This window comes from Bradyrhizobium icense (assembly GCF_001693385.1).
Classification (GTDB): domain Bacteria; phylum Pseudomonadota; class Alphaproteobacteria; order Rhizobiales; family Xanthobacteraceae; genus Bradyrhizobium; species Bradyrhizobium icense.
This window is the reverse complement of record NZ_CP016428.1, coordinates 288,711-305,827: the sequence shown is the minus strand read 5'-3', so window position 1 is coordinate 305,827 and position 17,117 is coordinate 288,711. Positions and strand designations below refer to the sequence as shown.

17 protein-coding genes are annotated in these 17,117 nt (G+C 62.2%); 7 read left to right on the top strand and 10 right to left on the bottom strand.

Translation table 11 applies throughout. The annotated features are described in order from the left end of the window. Positions 1 to 25: 25 nt before the first annotated feature. Positions 26 to 1,798, bottom strand: coding sequence for a caspase family protein (locus LMTR13_RS01480; RefSeq protein WP_083218593.1), 1,773 nt, complete (start codon positions 1,796 to 1,798; stop codon positions 26 to 28). A gap of 212 nt (positions 1,799 to 2,010) precedes the next feature. Beyond that, entirely contained in the window at positions 2,011 to 2,439 is a 429-nt protein-coding gene (locus LMTR13_RS01475; protein ID WP_065726379.1) for a GFA family protein, read from the bottom strand. Positions 2,440 to 2,540: 101 nt separating this feature from the next. On the opposite strand from LMTR13_RS01475, the gene LMTR13_RS01470 reads away from it, so the two are divergent. Continuing rightward, positions 2,541 to 2,915 (top strand): nuclear transport factor 2 family protein, encoded by a 375-nt coding sequence (locus tag LMTR13_RS01470; protein WP_065726378.1) that lies wholly within the window; start codon positions 2,541 to 2,543, stop codon positions 2,913 to 2,915. Between the two features lie 62 nt (positions 2,916 to 2,977). Here LMTR13_RS01470 and LMTR13_RS01465 read toward each other — a convergent pair whose 3' ends face one another. From LMTR13_RS01465 to ispG, 3 genes are all read right to left on the bottom strand, one after another. Then, positions 2,978 to 4,318, bottom strand: a complete 1,341-nt coding sequence (locus LMTR13_RS01465) for a Rieske 2Fe-2S domain-containing protein (RefSeq protein ID WP_065726377.1) — start codon at positions 4,316 to 4,318, stop codon at positions 2,978 to 2,980. Positions 4,319 to 4,466: 148 nt separating this feature from the next. Next, positions 4,467 to 5,360, bottom strand: a complete 894-nt coding sequence (locus LMTR13_RS01460; RefSeq protein ID WP_065726376.1) for a TauD/TfdA dioxygenase family protein — start codon at positions 5,358 to 5,360, stop codon at positions 4,467 to 4,469. 208 nt (positions 5,361 to 5,568) lie between these two features. Continuing rightward, positions 5,569 to 6,852: a flavodoxin-dependent (E)-4-hydroxy-3-methylbut-2-enyl-diphosphate synthase gene (gene ispG / locus LMTR13_RS01455; protein WP_065726375.1), complete on the bottom strand. Its 1,284-nt coding sequence runs from the start codon at positions 6,850 to 6,852 to the stop codon at positions 5,569 to 5,571. A 266-nt stretch (positions 6,853 to 7,118) separates the two neighbouring features. On the opposite strand from ispG, the gene LMTR13_RS01450 reads away from it, so the two are divergent. The 3 genes from LMTR13_RS01450 to LMTR13_RS01440 all read left to right on the top strand — a co-directional run bounded on the left by LMTR13_RS01450 (position 7,119) and on the right by LMTR13_RS01440 (position 8,997). After that, positions 7,119 to 7,994: a sulfurtransferase gene (locus LMTR13_RS01450; protein WP_065726374.1), complete on the top strand. Its 876-nt coding sequence runs from the start codon at positions 7,119 to 7,121 to the stop codon at positions 7,992 to 7,994. Positions 7,995 to 8,080: 86 nt separating this feature from the next. Then, positions 8,081 to 8,338, top strand: a complete 258-nt coding sequence (locus LMTR13_RS01445) for a hypothetical protein (protein ID WP_065726373.1) — start codon at positions 8,081 to 8,083, stop codon at positions 8,336 to 8,338. Then, positions 8,335 to 8,997, top strand: coding sequence for a nucleotidyl transferase AbiEii/AbiGii toxin family protein (locus tag LMTR13_RS01440; RefSeq protein ID WP_156795383.1), 663 nt, complete (start codon positions 8,335 to 8,337; stop codon positions 8,995 to 8,997). Before LMTR13_RS01445 ends, LMTR13_RS01440 begins: the two co-directional genes overlap by 4 nt. Positions 8,998 to 9,047: 50 nt before the next feature. Here LMTR13_RS01440 and LMTR13_RS01435 read toward each other — a convergent pair whose 3' ends face one another. After that, entirely contained in the window at positions 9,048 to 9,986 is a 939-nt protein-coding gene (locus LMTR13_RS01435; protein ID WP_065726372.1) for a DMT family transporter, read from the bottom strand. A gap of 34 nt (positions 9,987 to 10,020) precedes the next feature. Then, positions 10,021 to 10,506 carry a Fur family transcriptional regulator gene (locus LMTR13_RS01430; protein ID WP_065726371.1) on the bottom strand — a complete coding sequence of 162 codons (486 nt, stop codon included), beginning with the start codon at positions 10,504 to 10,506 and terminating at the stop codon, positions 10,021 to 10,023. A 153-nt stretch (positions 10,507 to 10,659) separates the two neighbouring features. Between LMTR13_RS01430 and LMTR13_RS01425 the strand changes: the two genes are divergently transcribed. Genes LMTR13_RS01425 through LMTR13_RS01415 form a run of 3 tightly spaced genes read left to right on the top strand, consistent with a single transcriptional unit; the run spans position 10,660 to position 13,859 of the window. Then, the gene (locus LMTR13_RS01425) at positions 10,660 to 11,139 is read left to right on the top strand and encodes a MarR family winged helix-turn-helix transcriptional regulator (protein ID WP_065726370.1); all 480 of its coding nucleotides are present in this window, start codon (positions 10,660 to 10,662) and stop codon (positions 11,137 to 11,139) included. Next, complete coding sequence (locus tag LMTR13_RS01420; RefSeq protein ID WP_065726369.1) at positions 11,132 to 12,295, top strand: HlyD family secretion protein; 1,164 nt, start codon at positions 11,132 to 11,134, stop codon at positions 12,293 to 12,295. Before LMTR13_RS01425 ends, LMTR13_RS01420 begins: the two co-directional genes overlap by 8 nt. A gap of 4 nt (positions 12,296 to 12,299) precedes the next feature. Further along, the gene (locus LMTR13_RS01415; RefSeq protein ID WP_065726368.1) at positions 12,300 to 13,859 is read left to right on the top strand and encodes an MDR family MFS transporter; all 1,560 of its coding nucleotides are present in this window, start codon (positions 12,300 to 12,302) and stop codon (positions 13,857 to 13,859) included. 23 nt (positions 13,860 to 13,882) lie between these two features. Here the strand turns inward: LMTR13_RS01415 and LMTR13_RS01410 are convergent, their stop codons facing one another. The 3 genes from LMTR13_RS01410 to LMTR13_RS01400 form a co-directional block, all read right to left on the bottom strand. Continuing rightward, positions 13,883 to 14,362 (bottom strand): SRPBCC domain-containing protein, encoded by a 480-nt coding sequence (locus LMTR13_RS01410; RefSeq protein WP_065732321.1) that lies wholly within the window; start codon positions 14,360 to 14,362, stop codon positions 13,883 to 13,885. An 11-nt stretch (positions 14,363 to 14,373) separates the two neighbouring features. Continuing rightward, positions 14,374 to 14,697: an ArsR/SmtB family transcription factor gene (locus LMTR13_RS01405; RefSeq protein WP_065726367.1), complete on the bottom strand. Its 324-nt coding sequence runs from the start codon at positions 14,695 to 14,697 to the stop codon at positions 14,374 to 14,376. Positions 14,698 to 14,839: 142 nt separating this feature from the next. Next, positions 14,840 to 17,077 carry a cation:proton antiporter domain-containing protein gene (locus tag LMTR13_RS01400; protein ID WP_065732320.1) on the bottom strand — a complete coding sequence of 746 codons (2,238 nt, stop codon included), beginning with the start codon at positions 17,075 to 17,077 and terminating at the stop codon, positions 14,840 to 14,842. Positions 17,078 to 17,117: the final 40 nt, after the last annotated feature.

Sequence of the window (17,117 nt, the reverse complement as noted above, 5' to 3'; positions counted from 1 at the left end):
CTAGCACGCCGGCTCCGGCTGCAGGCTACGGGCAGACGCCCGACATGATGGCACCGAACGAGTGGCAACCCACCGCACGTTCGTGGCCGGTAAGCGGACGGCCTTGCTGGGACATCCCTGGAGCATTCGGATTCTGGGAACGTGTAACAATCGCCTGCCTTGGCTCCCGACCTTGCCTTGCTTCAGGAACTCGCCTTGCTTCCGGCCTGTCGCGCTTGGCGACCGGCTTCCTGGCGCTACGCTTCTGGCATTCATTGTCGTCGTTGAGGAACGAGCCCTCAGCGCAGGTGATCCTGGTGCAGCGCTCGCCCTCGGCCTTGAAGCCGTGCTCGCAGACCAGCGGGCACACGCGCGCCGATTTCAGCTTGATCGTATCGAGCGTATCGACGCTGGCGACCTTGGTGTCGAGTTTGGTTCCGGCGTAACGGTTGAATAAAGTCAGCGACCGCTGCGAGGCGACATTCCAGTTGCCGTCGGCATTGCCGCTCAGGCAGCCGACGCGGCGCAGTTCGGCCTGCACCGATTTTGTGACGTCAGCCTGCGGCGGGCCGGCCGTGAGGGCAGCAACGTTTACGGCCTTGTCCTTCTCCGCGGGTGCTGGAGCCGACGTCTTGTCGCCGGCTGCGCTTTCGGCGGCGACGCGCTTCTGCTCGGCCGCGGCCGCCTGCTCCTGCGCCACCTGCTTGGCCTTTTCGGCCGCGATGCGCGCCCGCTCGGCAGCCTTGGCTTCCGCTTCGGCCTTTGCCTGCTGCGACTTCTGGGCGCCCTCGGCGGCGAGCCGCGCCCGCTCCTGCTCGGCCAGCCGCGCTTTCTCGGTGGCCGCGAGGCGTGCGTCCTCGGCCGCGATTTTGTCGAGCTGAAGTTTTGCGAGGCTCGAATAGAAACCGTCGGGATATTGCGCAAGGAAGGCGTTGAGCGCGCTCTTGTTGCCGATCTGTAGCGCGAGTTCGTAATCGCGGCGGGCTTCGGCCTGCGCGCTCAGGGCCGGTGCAGCGGCCGCCGGCGCCGCGCGCGGTGCCGGCACCAGCGGCACGTCTTCACCGCCGAGCGAACCATACACAAAGGGTTCCTGCCGATTGTTGGTGGTCTTGAGCACCTCGTCGCGGACAAAGCCGAACGCGCGGCGCACGTCGAGCCCGGGCTTGGTCAAATGATTCGACAGCGCCGCCGTGAACGGGCTGTTCTGGCCGTCACCGTCGGCCGCCGTCGAACCGGCCTTGGCCGAATAGGCGATCAGGACGTTGGGGCTGGTCGGCTCGACCTTGGCCAGGCCTTGCCCGATCGCGCGCGACGCGACGGTACGCTTCATGGTGCGGGCAAACGGATTGTCGCGGCAAGCGTCGAGTATCACGAGCCGCAGCTTCTTGGCCGGCTCGATTGCGATCAGGATGCGATCGAGCGAGAGGCCCTCGTCATAAATGTCGGTATCGCGTTCCAGCCGCGCATCGACGGGAATCAGGTAATTCGCGCCGTCGACTTCGATCCCGTGGCCGGCGTAATAGACCACGGCGATATCGGCATCGCGCGCGCGATCGGCGAAATCGCGCAGCGCGCGGCGGGTCTCGGCCGCCGGCAAGTCGCGGCGGGAATCGACGACGTCGAAGCCGGCGTCCTTCAGCGTCGCTGCGATTTTGGAACTGTCGTTAACCGGATTGGTGAGTGGTGCGACATTCTGGTAGGCGGAATTGCCGAGGATCAGCGCGACGCGCTTCTCGGCAAAGGCCGGCTCGCTCACCAGCAGGAAGGCGGCGGCTGCAAGTGCCCATCGGCACAATTTTAGCGATCCAGATATCATCATGACTCCTCCGGAGCCTCGTACTCTTTTACCACACCGGCCTGCCTATCAGAAGGATCAGGCGGGCTTTGTGAGTTAGGTCACGAACCACGAGCATGTGAGACGCGCCCTCTCTACCCTTAGTCTGGCAAGTGTCCCGCGGGTTCGGCCATCGCCAATCACCTTTTCCGCCGGGTTCCGCCCGGATGTGGCGACGAACGTGTACGCCGGCGGGATCACCGCGGCACGACATGTTCCGGAAATTGCGGCAGGTCATCCGTGATCAAGAACCATGGCGCCTTGGAGCCGACGAAGATGTGGGCCGTTGGACGGATCGAGGGATCGTCAACCAGCGTGCCCATGGCGACATGGACGAAGGCGCCATCGCGCACCACGGAATAGAGCAACGAGCCGCATTTGGGACAATGCGCGTTGTGGTTCGCCGCATCGCCATAGATCATGATGTGCTCTTTGCCTTTGGTGACATCAAACTTGTCACGTCCGATGCCGGCAAACGGCTTGAATGCCGAACCGGTGGTGCGCCGGCAATCCGAGCAGTGGCAATTCAAGGCGTATGCGAATTCGTCCGCCACGGCATAGCGCGTCGCGCGACAGAAGCATTCTCCGGCAAGAATGCGAGCATTCGATTTTGCTGAACCCGCCACCCGCAATCCCTCGCACCTGTGATGAACTCACCATAGCGCCATGCGCCGGTTCGTGGCTTAATTCAACTCGAACCAATTTCCAATGCCGGGGAGGAATAGCTGTGAGTCATGACCGATCGACCGTCGAAGCCGCGGTGCAGAACTATTTCGATGGCCTTTACGAGGGCGATGCCGACAAGCTCGGCGCGATCTTCGACCCCTCCGCCGATTTGCGCTGGCTGGAGAAGGGTGAGTTGCAGGTGTTGACCGTGCCGGACTGGCTCGACCGCGTGCGCAAGCGGCCGTCGGCGAAGGCTGAAGGAAAGCCGCGCGAGGATTTCATCGTCACGATAGACCGCTCGGACGAATCCACTGCCTTCGTCAAGGTGCGCTGCCAATTGCCGCCGCGCTATTTCACCGATTATCTGGTGGCAATGAAACTGCGCGACGGCTGGAAGATCGTCTCGAAATCCTACCGCTACGATCTGCGCGAGTAATATTTACTCAAGCCCGCACGCCCGTGAACATCGACAGCAATGACGATGGATCGAGCCTGCCCCTACTCCGCCGCCGCGTTCCTGCCGGGACCGCCAACATAACCAGCCGCATCGCCGAACCGCTCGATCATGACGGCGGCGAGGTCCTTGGCCTTGCTGGCGACGCAGGCGCCGGAGCGCACGGCGTAGCGGTGCTGATGCTTCAGGTGCGGCGGCGCCTCGCCTTTCTGCAGAGCCCGGGCGGCGTCTATCACCAGTTTCCGGAAATGCATGATGCCGAGGTCGGTCGGGCCGAGATGTTCGCGCGTGCGGTCGGCGATCGGGCCCTGGCTGTCCTGCACCGCGGCGTCCTGCTCGGACACGTCCTTGATGCCGGTGTAGCTATGGGTCTTCTGCAGCTTGCGATCGATCAGGTAGTCGTTCGACTTGTTGCGCAGCGGCACGTAATTCTCGTCGACCTCCGCAATGACGCCGTTGCCGCGATCGTAGGCCTTACGCTCGGCATCCGTGATCGGCCGTTCCGGATTCCAGGCATAGGTATAGATCCAGCAATTGGTATCGGTCACCGGCACAAAGCTCTGGCCAAAAATGTTCTCGCCCGGCATCGCGCTCGGCGCATAGGCATGCACCGGCATCAGGAACTGGGCGATGCGCCAATAGATGTTATCGCTGCCGGTGAGACGTCCGCCTGCGATCGTGAGCCCGGCGTCATGCGGGCTGATCTTGATGACGGGGCGCGGATCTTCCGCGATCCAGCGCATGTGATCGGTGGCCACGCGCACAAGCGGATTCACAAAGTGCTTCTTGATATCGAGAATCTCGTTCTCTTCCTTTTCGAACGACAGATGCGCGAAGGTGAAATGCGCGGTGTCGATCGAGCCTTCCAGCGCCTGCACCCAGTTGCAGTCCTGCCATTTCTTCGAAACGTAGCGATGCGATGGCGGCACCAGCGCCATTTCCAGATCGGGCAGTTCGGGCACCTGAGCCGCCGGGCCCATATAGGCCCAGATCATGTCGCCCCACTCGCGCACCGGATAGGCTTTGATGCGGATCAGGTCTTTTGCGTTGAGATCCGGGTAGGAGGTCGGCATGTCGACGCAAGCGCCCGAGGTGTCGAACTTCCAGCCGTGATAGACGCAGCGGATGCCGCATTCCTCGTTGCGGCCGAGCCAGAGATTGGCGCCGCGATGCGGGCAATATTGATCGATGACGCCGACGACGCCGCTTGTATCGCGAAAGGCGAGCAGTTCCTCGCCCATCACGACGATCTTCTTCGGCGGACCGTCGGGCTCGGGCAGTTCTTCGGAAAGCAACACGGGAATCCAGAACCGGCGCAGCAATTCGCCCATGCCGGTGCCAGGGCCGCTCTCCGTTAGGAATTTGTTGTCTTCGGCGCGGAGCATCGGCGTCCTCCGGATTGTTGTTTTTCTTTTGCGCAAGATTGACGCGGGTGGCCGACAACGTCAACGCTCGTTCTACTCTCGTGTCCGGGACGCAGCGCGGCACGAAGTGACGCGCTGCGCGATGCAACGCGTCCGGAACACGATACGCCTACACCGGCCTTTCCCCCTTCACCGTAACCCGCGTGCCTGATCGCGTATGCGGCCAGTAGTCCCACATCGCGCGGTGCTGGGCGCACCGGTTATCCCAGAACGCGATGGCGTTTTCCGTCCAGCGGAAACGGCACTGGAACAGCGGGTTCTCTGCGTGCTGGTAGAGATAGCCGAGCATGGCATCGCTCTCGTCGCGCGGGATGCCCATGATGTAACGGGTGAAGCCACGGTTGACGTAGAGCGCCTTCTTGCCGGTGACGGGATGCGTACGCACCACGGGATGCTCGGCACGCGGATATTCCGGCCGGTCGGCGACGCCATAGTTGGCGTAAAGCCCGCGATAGGTCTGCTCGCCGTCATGCAACGCGGTGAGTCCGTCGAGATAGGTCTTCATCCGGTCCGACAGCGCCTCATAGGCGGCGTACATGTTGGCGAACAGCGTATCGCCGCCGCGCGGCGGGCACTGCTTGATGTAGAGGATCGAGCCCATCGGCGGCTCGACGTCGCAGGACACGTCGGTGTGCCAGCCCTCGCCATTGGCGCGCGGCGAATCCTTGTCGGCATAGATCTTCATCAGCGCCGGGTCGCCCTCATTCGGCGCCGCCGGATGCACGTGCAACTCGCCGAACTTGCGCCCGAAGGCCAGATGCTGTTGCGGGGTTATGTGCTGGTCGCGGAAGAAGATGACGAGGTTTTCGGCGAGCGCGCGATGGATTTCGTCCATCTGCCGGTTGGAACGGGCGTCGTCCGAGACGAGCTTTGCAATGTCGACGCCGGAAATTTCCGCGCCGATGATCGGGGTGAGTTTTTCCACGCCTATGGTTTCGTAGGGTTCGGCTTCATCGGCGAGGTGCCGGTAGCGTGGACCCTGCTTGCCGGACAGTGAGCTCATGGGTGTTCTCCCAATCGTTCTTGATTGGGGTGCATCGTAGCGCAGGCGATGTCGAGCGCAATGCAGTAGGTGTCGTCCCGGCCTTGAGCCGGGACCCATAACCACAGGAGCACATTGTTGTGAAAGCTGGAGCCACAGCCCAGGCATAACCACGAAGTCCTGTGGTTATGGGTCCCCGCTTTTCGCAGGGACGACGAGCGGAGATAGCCTACTCCGCCGCCGTCACCGGCGTCTTGCTGCCGCTGCCATACCGCTGATCAATATAATCGATCACCAGCGCCTTGAAGTCGGCGGCAATCGTCGGGCCGCGCAGGGTACGGAATTTCTTGCCGTCGACAAACACGGGCGCGGCCGGCGCTTCGCCGGTGCCGGGCAGTGAGATGCCGATATTGGCGTGCTTGGATTCGCCCGGGCCGTTGACGATGCAGCCCATCACCGCGACGTTGAGCTGCTCGACGCCGGGATACTGCGTTTTCCAGTTCGGCATCTCGTCGCGGATGAAATCCTGGATCGAGCGCGCCAGTTCCTGAAACGTGGTCGACGTGGTGCGGCCGCAGCCGGGACATGCCGCGACCAGCGGCACGAAGGTGCGGAAGCCCATGGTCTGCAGCAATTCCTGTGCGACCTGCACTTCCAGCGTGCGATCGCCGCCGGGCTCCGGCGTGAGCGAAATGCGGATGGTGTCGCCGATGCCGTCTTGCAGCAGGATGCCGAGCGCAGCGGACGAGGCCACGATGCCCTTCGAGCCCATGCCGGCTTCGGTCAAGCCGAGGTGGATGGCGTAATCCGAACGGCGCGCCAGCTCCTGATAGACCGCGATCAGATCCTGCACGGCGGAAACTTTTGCCGACAGGATCATGCGATTCTTGGGCATGCCGAGTTCTTGGGCGCGGGCCGCCGACAGCAAGGCCGACTGCACCATCGCCTCGCGCGTCACTGCGCGGGCATCGCGCGGGTTCGGCGAGGCCGTGTTCTCGTCCATCAGCCTGGTTAGCAGTTCCTGGTCGAGCGACCCCCAATTGGCGCCGATCCGGACCGGTTTGTTGTTCTTGTTGGCGATCTCGATGATGTCGGCGAATTGCGTGTCGCGCTTGTTCTTGAAGCCGACATTGCCGGGATTGATGCGATATTTGTCGAGCGCTTCGGCGCAGGCCGGATATTCGGCGAGCAGCTTGTGGCCGATATAGTGGAAATCGCCAATCAGCGGCGTGGTGATGCCGCGCTTGCGCAGGCCGTCGCGGATATGCGGAACGGCGGCTGCGGCCTCCTCACGATCGACGGTGATGCGGACCATTTCCGATCCGGCGCGGGTCAGCGCTGCGACCTGCGCGATGGTGCCTTCGACATCGGCCGTGTCGGTATTGGTCATCGACTGCACGACGATTGGCGCACCCCCGCCGACGGCAACATTGCCGACCATGACCTGGGTGGTTTTGTGCCTCGCCTTGGGGCCGGCGACGTCGTCTTGCGGGATTATTTCGGGCTTGTTCATGGGGCCTCGAATATCAGGTTTTGGTGACATGTACCAAGGGGGCGGCGACGGCGGTGTGCGCCTTGTCACATAGCGGATTTTTATCTTGTATGTTCAATTGCTTAGGCCAGCCGCAGCGGTCGAAAACAGGGCAAAATACCTCGTCTTTTCGTTAACCGCTATATTGGACAGGAATCGCCGAATTGAAAGGGCGAGCGCACTTCCCGGCCGCCTTTTCATGGCCCAATGCGGGCCCTAGCATCGGCTCAAGATGGCGGGAGGCCGGCATGTCAGCGCATAACGAGCTCATCACCGCGGCGGAACTCGCCGACATTCTCGACCAGCCCAATTTGCGCTTGTTCGACTGCACCACCTATCTCGAACCCGCGCCCGAAGGCTCTAGCCAGCCCTATCTCACCGTGCCCGGGCGGCACACGTTCGAGGCCGGGCATATTCCGGGGGCGGATTTTCTCGATCTGCAGGGCGAGTTCTCCGATCCCGACACCGAACTTCGCTTTATGATGCCCGATGTCGCGCAGCTCGAGCAGGCGTTCGGCCGTCACGGCGTATCCAACGAAAGCCGGCTCGTGCTGTACAGCATCGGCACGCCGATGTGGGCGACGCGGTTCTGGTGGATGCTCAAATCGCTCGGCTTTGAGAATGCTTCAGTGCTCGACGGCGGTCTCGACAAATGGAAGCTCGAAGGCCGCCCGCTCGAAACGGGGCCTGCCAGGGGATATCCGCCGGCGACCTTCACGGCGAAGCCGAGGGGAGGATTCTTCGTCGACAAGCACGCGACGCTCGCGGCCTCCTCGGAGCGCAATACGGTCGTCGTCAACGCGCTCGGCCCGCAGTTTCACAAGGGCCTGGAGCCAAGCCGCTACGGCCGACCCGGCCGCATACCCGGCAGTTGCAATGTATCAGCCGCGACGCTGCTCGATCCCAAGACCAAGGTCTTCGTGCCGCTTGCGGAGGCGGAAGCCAAATTCAGCGCCCAGGGCTTCACCAAGGACAAGCGCGTGGTCGCCTATTGCGGCGGCGGCATTTCGGCGACGATCGACCTGTTCCTGCTCTACCGGCTCGGTTACGACAACCTCACCCTCTACGATGGCTCGATGGGCGAATGGGCCAAGGATGCGTCGTTGCCGATCGAGACGGATTAATTGCACCCCTTAGGATTCATGGAACGCTTTGTAGGCCGTTGACAACGGTTCTTGTCAGACCAATCTAAAGCTAGAGGTGAGAAGAAATGAGTCCTTCCCTAGTATTAACCACAGTCAATGCGCCCCATAGCAAGCAGCTAGATGCGCAGGAGCTTGCCTTTTGTCTTCTCCATCCCGAGGCGGCACAGGCAGTACCGGGACATATGTCTTCGTTTTTTGGTGAAGTCAGTCCAAAGCTGCAAATCGAGTTTGCCAGCTCCTGCAATATTTCCGAGCAGCAGCTTGCAGAGGCAGCCAAGGCATTCGCCATTTATTCCGGCGAATCCTATCCGCTCATCTCGTGAGCGCTCCGAAACCTTTGCCGGATTGGGTGCGGTTATTCCGCATAGCGTGCGCATTTATCCATCAGGCAAACGCCGAGCAACCGCTGATCGATTATTGGACGTTCGGTGGCGGTACAGCGATGATGCTGCAAATCGATCATCGCGAGAGCCACGACATAGATATCTTTCTACCTGACCCACAACTGCTGGCATTCCTCGATCCTCAAAAGCGCGACTTCAAACTCGAGGTCGGACCAACCGATTATGAAGGGGACGGAACAAGATTTTTAAAGTTGGCGTTTGAGGGCATCGGCCAAATCGATTTCATTGTCGGCTCGTCAATGACGACACGCCCGACGATTGAACGAATAATTGAAGGCGAAGCCGTCGAATTGGAAACAATCCCCGAAATCATCGTGAAGAAAATCTATCACAGGGGATCAAGTATCAGACCACGCGATATCTTCGATATAGCCGCGGCGGCCGAGAAGCATGCCGACACGATCATTGAGGCGTTACGTTCGTACCGGGGCGAGGTGGAAGGTACACTAGCCGCCCTGGATAAATTGAACCCGGACTTCGTCAATGGCGCGATTGCGGACCTGGCAATCAAGACCCCCTACAAGTCGATAGCCGGAACAGCGATCGAGCGGACAAAAACGATTCTCCGCGCAGTCTAACCAATCAGTCCGAGACGGCTTTGGACGCAGAACCGCTGCGTTGTGGCAGATCACGCCGGCACATTCGGATCCGGCACCACCTTCGGGTCCGGCTTGTTGACGAGATAGAGCCCGGCAATGACAAGCAAAGCTGCAACGCCGAAGGCGATCGTCAGCGTGTCGTGCAGGATGAAATAGGCGGCGACGACGCCGAACAATGGCGTGACGAAGGTGAACGACGATAACTTGCTGGCCGAATAGGTCTTTACCAGCGCGAACCACAGCACGAAGGTGCAGCCCACCACCCAGATCGCCTGGTAAGCCAAAAGCGAGATCGACAGCGCGCCCGGCATGTGGGTGATCTTTTCGCCGAACAGCAGGGATGCACAGCCCAGGATCGGGATCGATACGGCCACCTGATAGCCCAGCGCCTTCTCCGGCGCCGCGTTACGAAGTTTCGTGCCCTTGGCGATCAGCGTGGTTGCGCCCCATAGCGCGCCGCCGCCGACCACCAGCAGGTCGCCGAGCAATACTTTCGCGTCGACGTTCGCCTGCGGCACGCCGATCGCCAGCGCGACACCGGCGAAGCTGAGGCCCAGCCCGCCCCATTGCATCATACTCAGCCGCTCGCCGAGAAACTGGTAGGAGCCGAGCGCGACGAAGAACGGCGCGGTGTACAGGAACACGGCGGCGCGCGACGCCGATGTGAGCACCAGCCCGCTGAAGATCAGCACGAATTCGATACCGAACAACGTGCCCGCCAGCAGGCCGGGACCAAGCGAGCCATCGCGCTCGAAGAATTTTACGCCGCGCAGCCAACCGGCCAGCAGCATCACCGGCAACGCGCCGGCCGAGCGGATCAAGGCCTGCAGCATCGGCGGCACATCGGGCAGCGTTAGCTTTACCGCGATCTGGTTGAAGCCCCAGCTCAGGCACAGCATCAGCATCAAGGCAACGGCACCCGGCGTGAGCGCACGCCCGGCGGAAGGTTCTACTGGCTTGGACGACATCAATCCTCGTGGCCGGCTTGGCGCCGTGTTCTCGTTATTTCTGGCAATGAGCGCAGGTGCCGGCGATCTCGACGACGGAGAGCTTTGGCGCAAATCCGGAGGCGCGCGCCGCCGCATTGAGGCTTTGCGCCACGGGAGTTGCAGGAATTTCGCCGACGGAACCGCAGAGCTCGCAGATCAAAAACGCCACCATCGAGGTCTCGTCATGGTCATGCGCGCAGGCAAGAAACGCATTGCGGCTCTCGATGCGGTGGACGAGGCCGTTTTCCATCAGGAAATCGAGCGCGCGATAAACCGTGATCGGCGCCGGCCGCGGCATCGATTTGGCGAGCTCGTCGATCACCTCATAGGCGCCGAGCGGGCGATGGCTCGACAGCAGCGCCTGAAGCACCTGACGCCGGATCGGCGTAAATTTCTGCGCCCGCCGCGCGCAAACCTGCTCGGCATGCGCGATCGCTTCCGCAGTGCAGCGGCCGTGGTCATGGTCGGGCGCAGGAAATGTCGGCTTTGTCAGGCTCATATCAGGCCTTTGTACCAGTTTGAGGGCCAATGCTAAAGCCCGCGCACGCGCTGGTTTCCCAGCCATGTCCTGGGAGCGGATCAGGCCACTATTAACTCGCCATGCGGAATTCGTAAGCAAGCTTATTATAGCGCAAGCTTATGGAGGCTGGGCATGCGCGGTTCCGTGGACATGAACTTCCTGTTTACGCTTGGCGAGGTGCAACGGATGGTGCGCGCCTATGCCGACCGGCAGGCGGCGCGCTATGGCATCACCCGTGCGCAATGGGCGGTTCTGGCCAAGGTCGAGCGCACCGAGGGCCTCAAGCAGTCGGAACTTGCCGAACAGATGGAGATGCAGCCGATCACGCTGACGCGGCTGATCGACAAGCTCTGTGACAATGGCTGGATCGAACGCCGCGGCGACGAGAATGACCGCCGCGTCAACCGCCTCTATCTGCGCAAGGCTGCGCGGCCGCTGCTCGGCAAACTCGCCGGGCTTCGCTCCGAACTGACGGCTACCGCGCTCGACGGCATCAATCCCGCTGATGCCCACCGCCTGCTCGACCAACTCGATCTGATCAAGGAGAACGTTCGCAACGCGATTCAGAATCCGGCCGGCGAACCTCCCAGAAAGGAGCAGCGCTATGGCTGATCCCGTGCTCAAATTCCCCCCTGAGCAGAAGGGCGCCCCTGCGTCACGGCCGAAACTGGCGGCCGAGCCGCGCCGCCGGCTGATGGCCGGCATGCGGCGCTACCGCCGCTTCCTGCTATTGGTGGTGTTGCCGCTGGCAGCGCTGGTCGCCGGCGTGACGTTCTATCTCAACGGCGGCCGCTACGTGACCACCGACGACGCCTATGTCGGCGCGCAGAAGGTTCTGATCACGCCCGACATCTCCGGCAAGATCGAAAAGGTCGTGGTCAAGGAAGGCCAGCAGGTCAATCCGGGCGACGTGCTGTTCGAAATCGACCCGGTGCCGTTCCGCCTCGCCGTGGCGCAGGCCAAGGCCAACCTCGCGCAAACCAAGGTCACCTATGACAATCTGATCGCCGACCTCAAGATCTACGGCCAGATGAGCCAACTGTCGCAGCAAGGCATGGACCTGAAGCGGCGCGACGTCGAACGCAAGTCGGCGCTGGTGAAGAACAATTTCGGCTCGCAGCTCGATCTCGATAACGCGTCGACCGCCCTCGTTACCGCGAGCGCACAGTATCAGTTGCTGCTGCAGAAGATCGCAACCGCAAAAGCCCAACTGCTCGGCAATCCCGATCTGCCGCTCGAGGAATTCCCGCCCTATGCCCAGGCGAAGGCGGCGCTCGACCAGGCCCAGCGCAATCTCGACCACACCGTGATGCGCGCGCCGATGGCCGGCATCGCCACCCAGGTCGAACAGATTCAGCTCGGCCGCTTCGTCACGGCCGGCACGCCGGTGTTCAGCATCATCGACACCGCGAACCCGTGGGTCGACGCCAACCCGAAGGAATCCGATTTCACCTATGTCGCGGTCGGCCAGTCCGTCACGCTCGAGGTCGATGCGTTCCCCAATCACCCCTTCAAGGGCACGGTCGGCTCGCTCTCGCCCGGCACCGGCGCGCAGTTCGCGATCCTGCCGCCGCAGAACGCGTCGGGCAATTTCGTCAAGATAGTGCAGCGCGTACCGGTGCGGATCTATTTCGACAAAAACGACAAGTTCGTCCGCAAGCTGAAGGCCGGCATGAGCGTCTACGCCACCATCGACACCAACCATCGCCGGTCGCTATCGGCCCTGCTCGGCCTGATGCCGGCGGCGGCCAACCAGGACCACGATTAGTCACATGGCGACGCCGGGCCAGCCATCGGCATCCGTTCCCGGCCTGCGCCGGAACATGGTGACGATCTGCGCCATGACGGCGACCATCATGCAGGCGTTGGACACGACTATCGCCAACGTCGCGCTGCCCTACATGCAAGGGTCGCTGTCGGCATCGCAGGACCAGATCAACTGGGTGCTGACGTCCTACATCGTCGCCGCCGCGATCATGACCGCGCCGGTCGGCTGGATCGCCAACCGCTTCGGCCGCAAACGCATTTTCATCATCTGCTCGGCCGGCTTCACCATAGCTTCTGTGATGTGCGGGTTAGCGCAGGACATCGGCCAGATGGTGGTGTTCCGCCTGCTGCAGGGCGTGTTCGGTGCGGCGCTGGTCCCCCTATCGCAGGCCGTGATGCTCGATTCCTACGCGCTGCACGAACGCGCCAAAGCAATGGCGATCTGGGGCATGGGCGTGATGATGGGCCCGATCATGGGCCCGTCGCTGGGCGCCTGGCTGACCGAGACCTATTCCTGGCACTGGGTGTTCTTCGTCAACCTCCCATTCGGCATCATCACCGTGCTTGGCCTAATCATCTTCATGGACGAGACCAAGACGGACCTCGAGCTGCGCTTCGACTGGTTCGGCTTCACCGCGCTGGCGGTCGCCATCGGCGCGCTGCAGCTCGCGCTCGACCGCGGCGAGCAGCTCGGCTGGCTGGAATCCAACGAGATCATTGCCGAGTTCATCATCGCCGGCATCGGCTTCTATTACTTCCTGGCGCATTCGCTGACGACGCAACATCCGTTCATCCAGTTCGCGCTGTTCAAGGACAGGAATTTCGTCGCCGGCTGCGTGTTCATGGCGGTCATGGGACTGGTGCTGTTTTCCACCATGGCCCTTTCCTCGCCGTTCCTGCAGAACGTGATCGGCTATCCCATCATCACCGCCGGGCTTCTGCTGGCGAGCCGCGGCTGCGGTACGTTCGTGGCGATGATGCTGGTCGGCCGCATGATGAACCATATCGAGGCACGGACGCTGATCGTCTCGGGCCTCGGCATCACCTCCCTGTCGCTGTTCTACATGACCGGCTGGACCGACCAGACCGGCGTCACCGAGATCGTGATCATCAGTGTGGTGCAGGGCTTTGGCTTCGGCCTGGTGTTCGTGCCGCTATCCACGGTGGCGTTCCTGACGCTACCCAACCATCTGCGCACCGACGGCACCTCGATGCTGACCTTGATGCGCAATGTCGCCAGCTCGATCGGGATTTCGCTGGTGATCTCGCAACTGACGCAAGGCACCCGCTACACCTACGCTGTCCTGTCGGAGCATATCAATCCGTTCAATCACGCGCTGCAGATGCCTGGCGTGCGCGACATGATCGATCTCGCCACCGACAAAGGCCGCGCCATGGCGGATATGATGGTCAAGATGCAGGCGCAGATCATCGCGTTCTCGTACGACTACCAGCTCGTGATGATCTTCACCGCCTGCGCGATCCCGCTCGCCATCATGATCGGCTCGACCAAGGCGACGCTGCGCGAGCAGTCGACCGCGCCGGATCATGCGGTGATGGAGTAGGGCTGCGATTTGGAGCGACAGCGTCACGGCCGCGCCGGCACTGAAAGCGCGTCGAGCCGGACGTAGCTCGCTTCCATTCCCTGCTCCATGCCGCTCGACAGCATCGTGGTCCGCGTCGCAGCATCTGGCAGGGTCATTCGCATGGTCATCAAGGTGCCGGCTCCGTCCGGCGCGAAGTTGGTTTCGACATGATTGTCAGGTGTCGGGTCCGGCAGATGCATGCGTTCGACATGTACGAGGCGGCTGAACGGCACCACCTCGATAAATTCACCGGTCAGGTGGAAGCCACCGCCCTTGCCGTCGCTCCATTCGTACCGGATCTTGCCACCCGGGCGGGCCTCGTTGACGCAGACCGGCATCGTCCAGCCTTCCGGACCAAGCAGCCATTTCTGGATCAGCGCCGGCTCGGTGTGCGCGCGAAACACCGCCTCGGGCGTGGCGGCAAAGCGCCTGGTAACGACGACGTGGGTGTCGCCTTCGGTCTTCAGCGTCAACTTGCTCATGGGATTGCCTTTCACTCTTTGGTTTTCATTTCGGCCAGCACGTCATCCAACCGGTTGTAATTTGCCGTGAGCGTCTGCCGCAGCAGACCAAGCCAATGATCGATCTCGGCGACGGCCTTCGGCACCAGCCGGCACGGCCGCTTCGTGCCCTCCACGCGACGAACGATGAGCCCCGCGCCCTCCAGCACCTTGAGGTGACGGGAAATGGCGGGCTGCGAGATCTCGAACGGCTTGGCCAGTTCCATGACGGTGGCTTCGCCGAGCGCGAGGCGCGCCAGGATCGCGCGGCGAGTAGGGTCTGCCAGTGCCGCGAAGGCGGCATCGAGGTTTGGCACTTTTGATCCCAAATCTGTTATATAACACACTTATTATATAATCTCTCTGCTATTGTCAATTCCGGATGTGGGTGGGTACTGCAGCCGCAGTTCGCCCGCACACGCCGAGACGACCCACCTGCCTCTTCGACCCGTCCGCGCCTCAGCTCGATACCAGCAAGACTGAGGCGGTCGAATTCTCCAGAATCGAGGAAGCGACGCCGCCAAAACTGAGATTTTCCCCCTGGACACGGTCGGCCCCCAGGACAACCAGATCAACGCCGCTGCTTGCGATTTCGCGCAGGACCGCCTGCTCCGGCGACGCGCTGGCGCGAATCGCTGTGGTTGACTGGATGGCGTAGCGGGCGGCAAGCGAGCCAATGTCCCTTAGGATCGCCTCCTGTTGCAGCAATGAGGCGTTCTTGCCGCGTCGTCCTTTGTCCCTGGTGTTGGACACGTGGAGGAATCGGACCGATGTCGAACCGGCGCGGGCGAGCGCGACCGCGACGTCGGCTCCCCGGCGCGACGCACCGCTACCCGACACCGGGACCAGAATCCGGAACGAAGAGCTTGCCGCGGGCTGCTCGAGATGGCTGTCCCTGGCGGCGACGATGGCGAGCGGGCCGTCGAAACCTGCCGTCACATCCTCGATCCTTTCGTCAAACCCGTTTTTTCCGCCGACCACCTTTTCCGTTCCGACAATCAGCAGACCAAAGCCCTTCCGGGCCTCGTCGATGATGGCGTCGCCCGACTTTTTGCTCTTTGCGCGCGTCGTGACATCGACTTCCCGCGCGGCCTCGTCCGGGCCGGAATCGACGATGGTCCTTGCCGCGCTCTTGACCGCGCTTTCATGGCTTTCTTGCTCGTCGCGCTTCCTTTCCTGACGCTTCGCACGGGCGCCGATATGCAGCACGGTGACCGGAATGCCGCGCGTGCCCGCAAGGAGACCTGCGAGATGGGAGGCAAACTTTGCGTTGGCGCTCTCGTCGACGGCGAGCAGCAGGCGCTCCAGATTTGCCGTGAATCCTTTTTCCTCAAGTTCCTCCCGTTCGAGCCGCTCCTTCTCGTCCGCCTTCATGGGAAGCCGCGACAGTGCAGAGCGCAGCATCGGAGGCATGGCGATCGTGGTCAGGATCGCCATGGTGACGATCATCGAGAACAGGTTCTGGCTCAGCACGCCCATGAACAGGCCGATGCTGGCGATGATGACCTCCGTCGATCCTCTCGCGTTCATGCCGCTCGCCAGCGCAAAGCATTCGTAGCGGTTCATTCCGCCGAGACTGCCGCCCACGAAGGCGCCGCCGAATTTTCCAATGCTGGCGATCAGCACCAGCAGCGCCGTGAGCCATAGCAAGTTTGGATCCCTGAGAACTGTCAGGTCCGCGTTCAATCCTGCCAAACCGAAGAACACCGGCATGAACAGGCTGGTGATCAGCCCGCGCAACCGCTCGTCGATCTGCCGGGTCAGGATCGGCGATTCGCCAACCAGTATGCCGGCGACAAACGCGCCGAGCACTGTGTGCACGCCGATCGCATGGGTGATCAGCGCCATGCTACCCATCAGCAGGAGGATGACCGTGATGACGGCGGACGCGCTGACCAGCGTATCGTTGGCCCAACGAATGAGCCGAAACGCCAGCCGCCGGCCGATCGTAAAGCTGACGGCGAGGAAGACCAGCGTTCCCAGCACAGCCTGCCCCACCGACAAAAGGTCGATCGTGCCTTGCGAGGCGAGACTGAAGATGACCGCAATGATGATCCAGCCGATCGTGTCATCGATAATCGCGGTGGCGATGATAATCTGACCGACATTGCGGCGCATGAAGTTCATCTCGCGAACGACGACGGCGACGATCTTCACCGAAGAAATCGATAGCGCCGTGCCCAGGAACAGCGAGGCGACCAGGCGCGCCTCCGGATGCGGCAGCAGGCTGTCGGGCAAGTACTGTCCGAGCGCAAAGCCGCACAGGAAGGGAACGATGATGCCGGCGATGGAAATGATGATCGCTGCCCTGCCGACCTTCCTGGCCAGCCCGAGATCGGTCTCCATTCCCGTCAGCAGCAGCAGAAGCAGAATGCCGAACTGGGCAACACCTTCGATAAGGGCCTTCTGCTCGGCGACGGGCGGAAAGATCGCCGCATGCGCCGACGGCCAGACCCATCCGAACAACGACGGGCCGAGCAACAAACCCGCCAGCAGTTCGCCGATCACGGACGGCTGGCCGATGCGCTGCATGATCTCGCCGAGCCCGCGGCCAATGGCGATCAACAGCACGATCTGAAGGATGAGGATGAATTCAGAAGGGCGGCCTGCGCTTTCGGCCGCCGCCTCGGCCAGCGGGGCCGTCAGCACCACGATGACGAAAACCCAGAATGTCAGCCGGACCGACCGCCAATTCATCGTCGTCATCCTCCGGTGCGGCCTCAATAGCCTTCCAGAG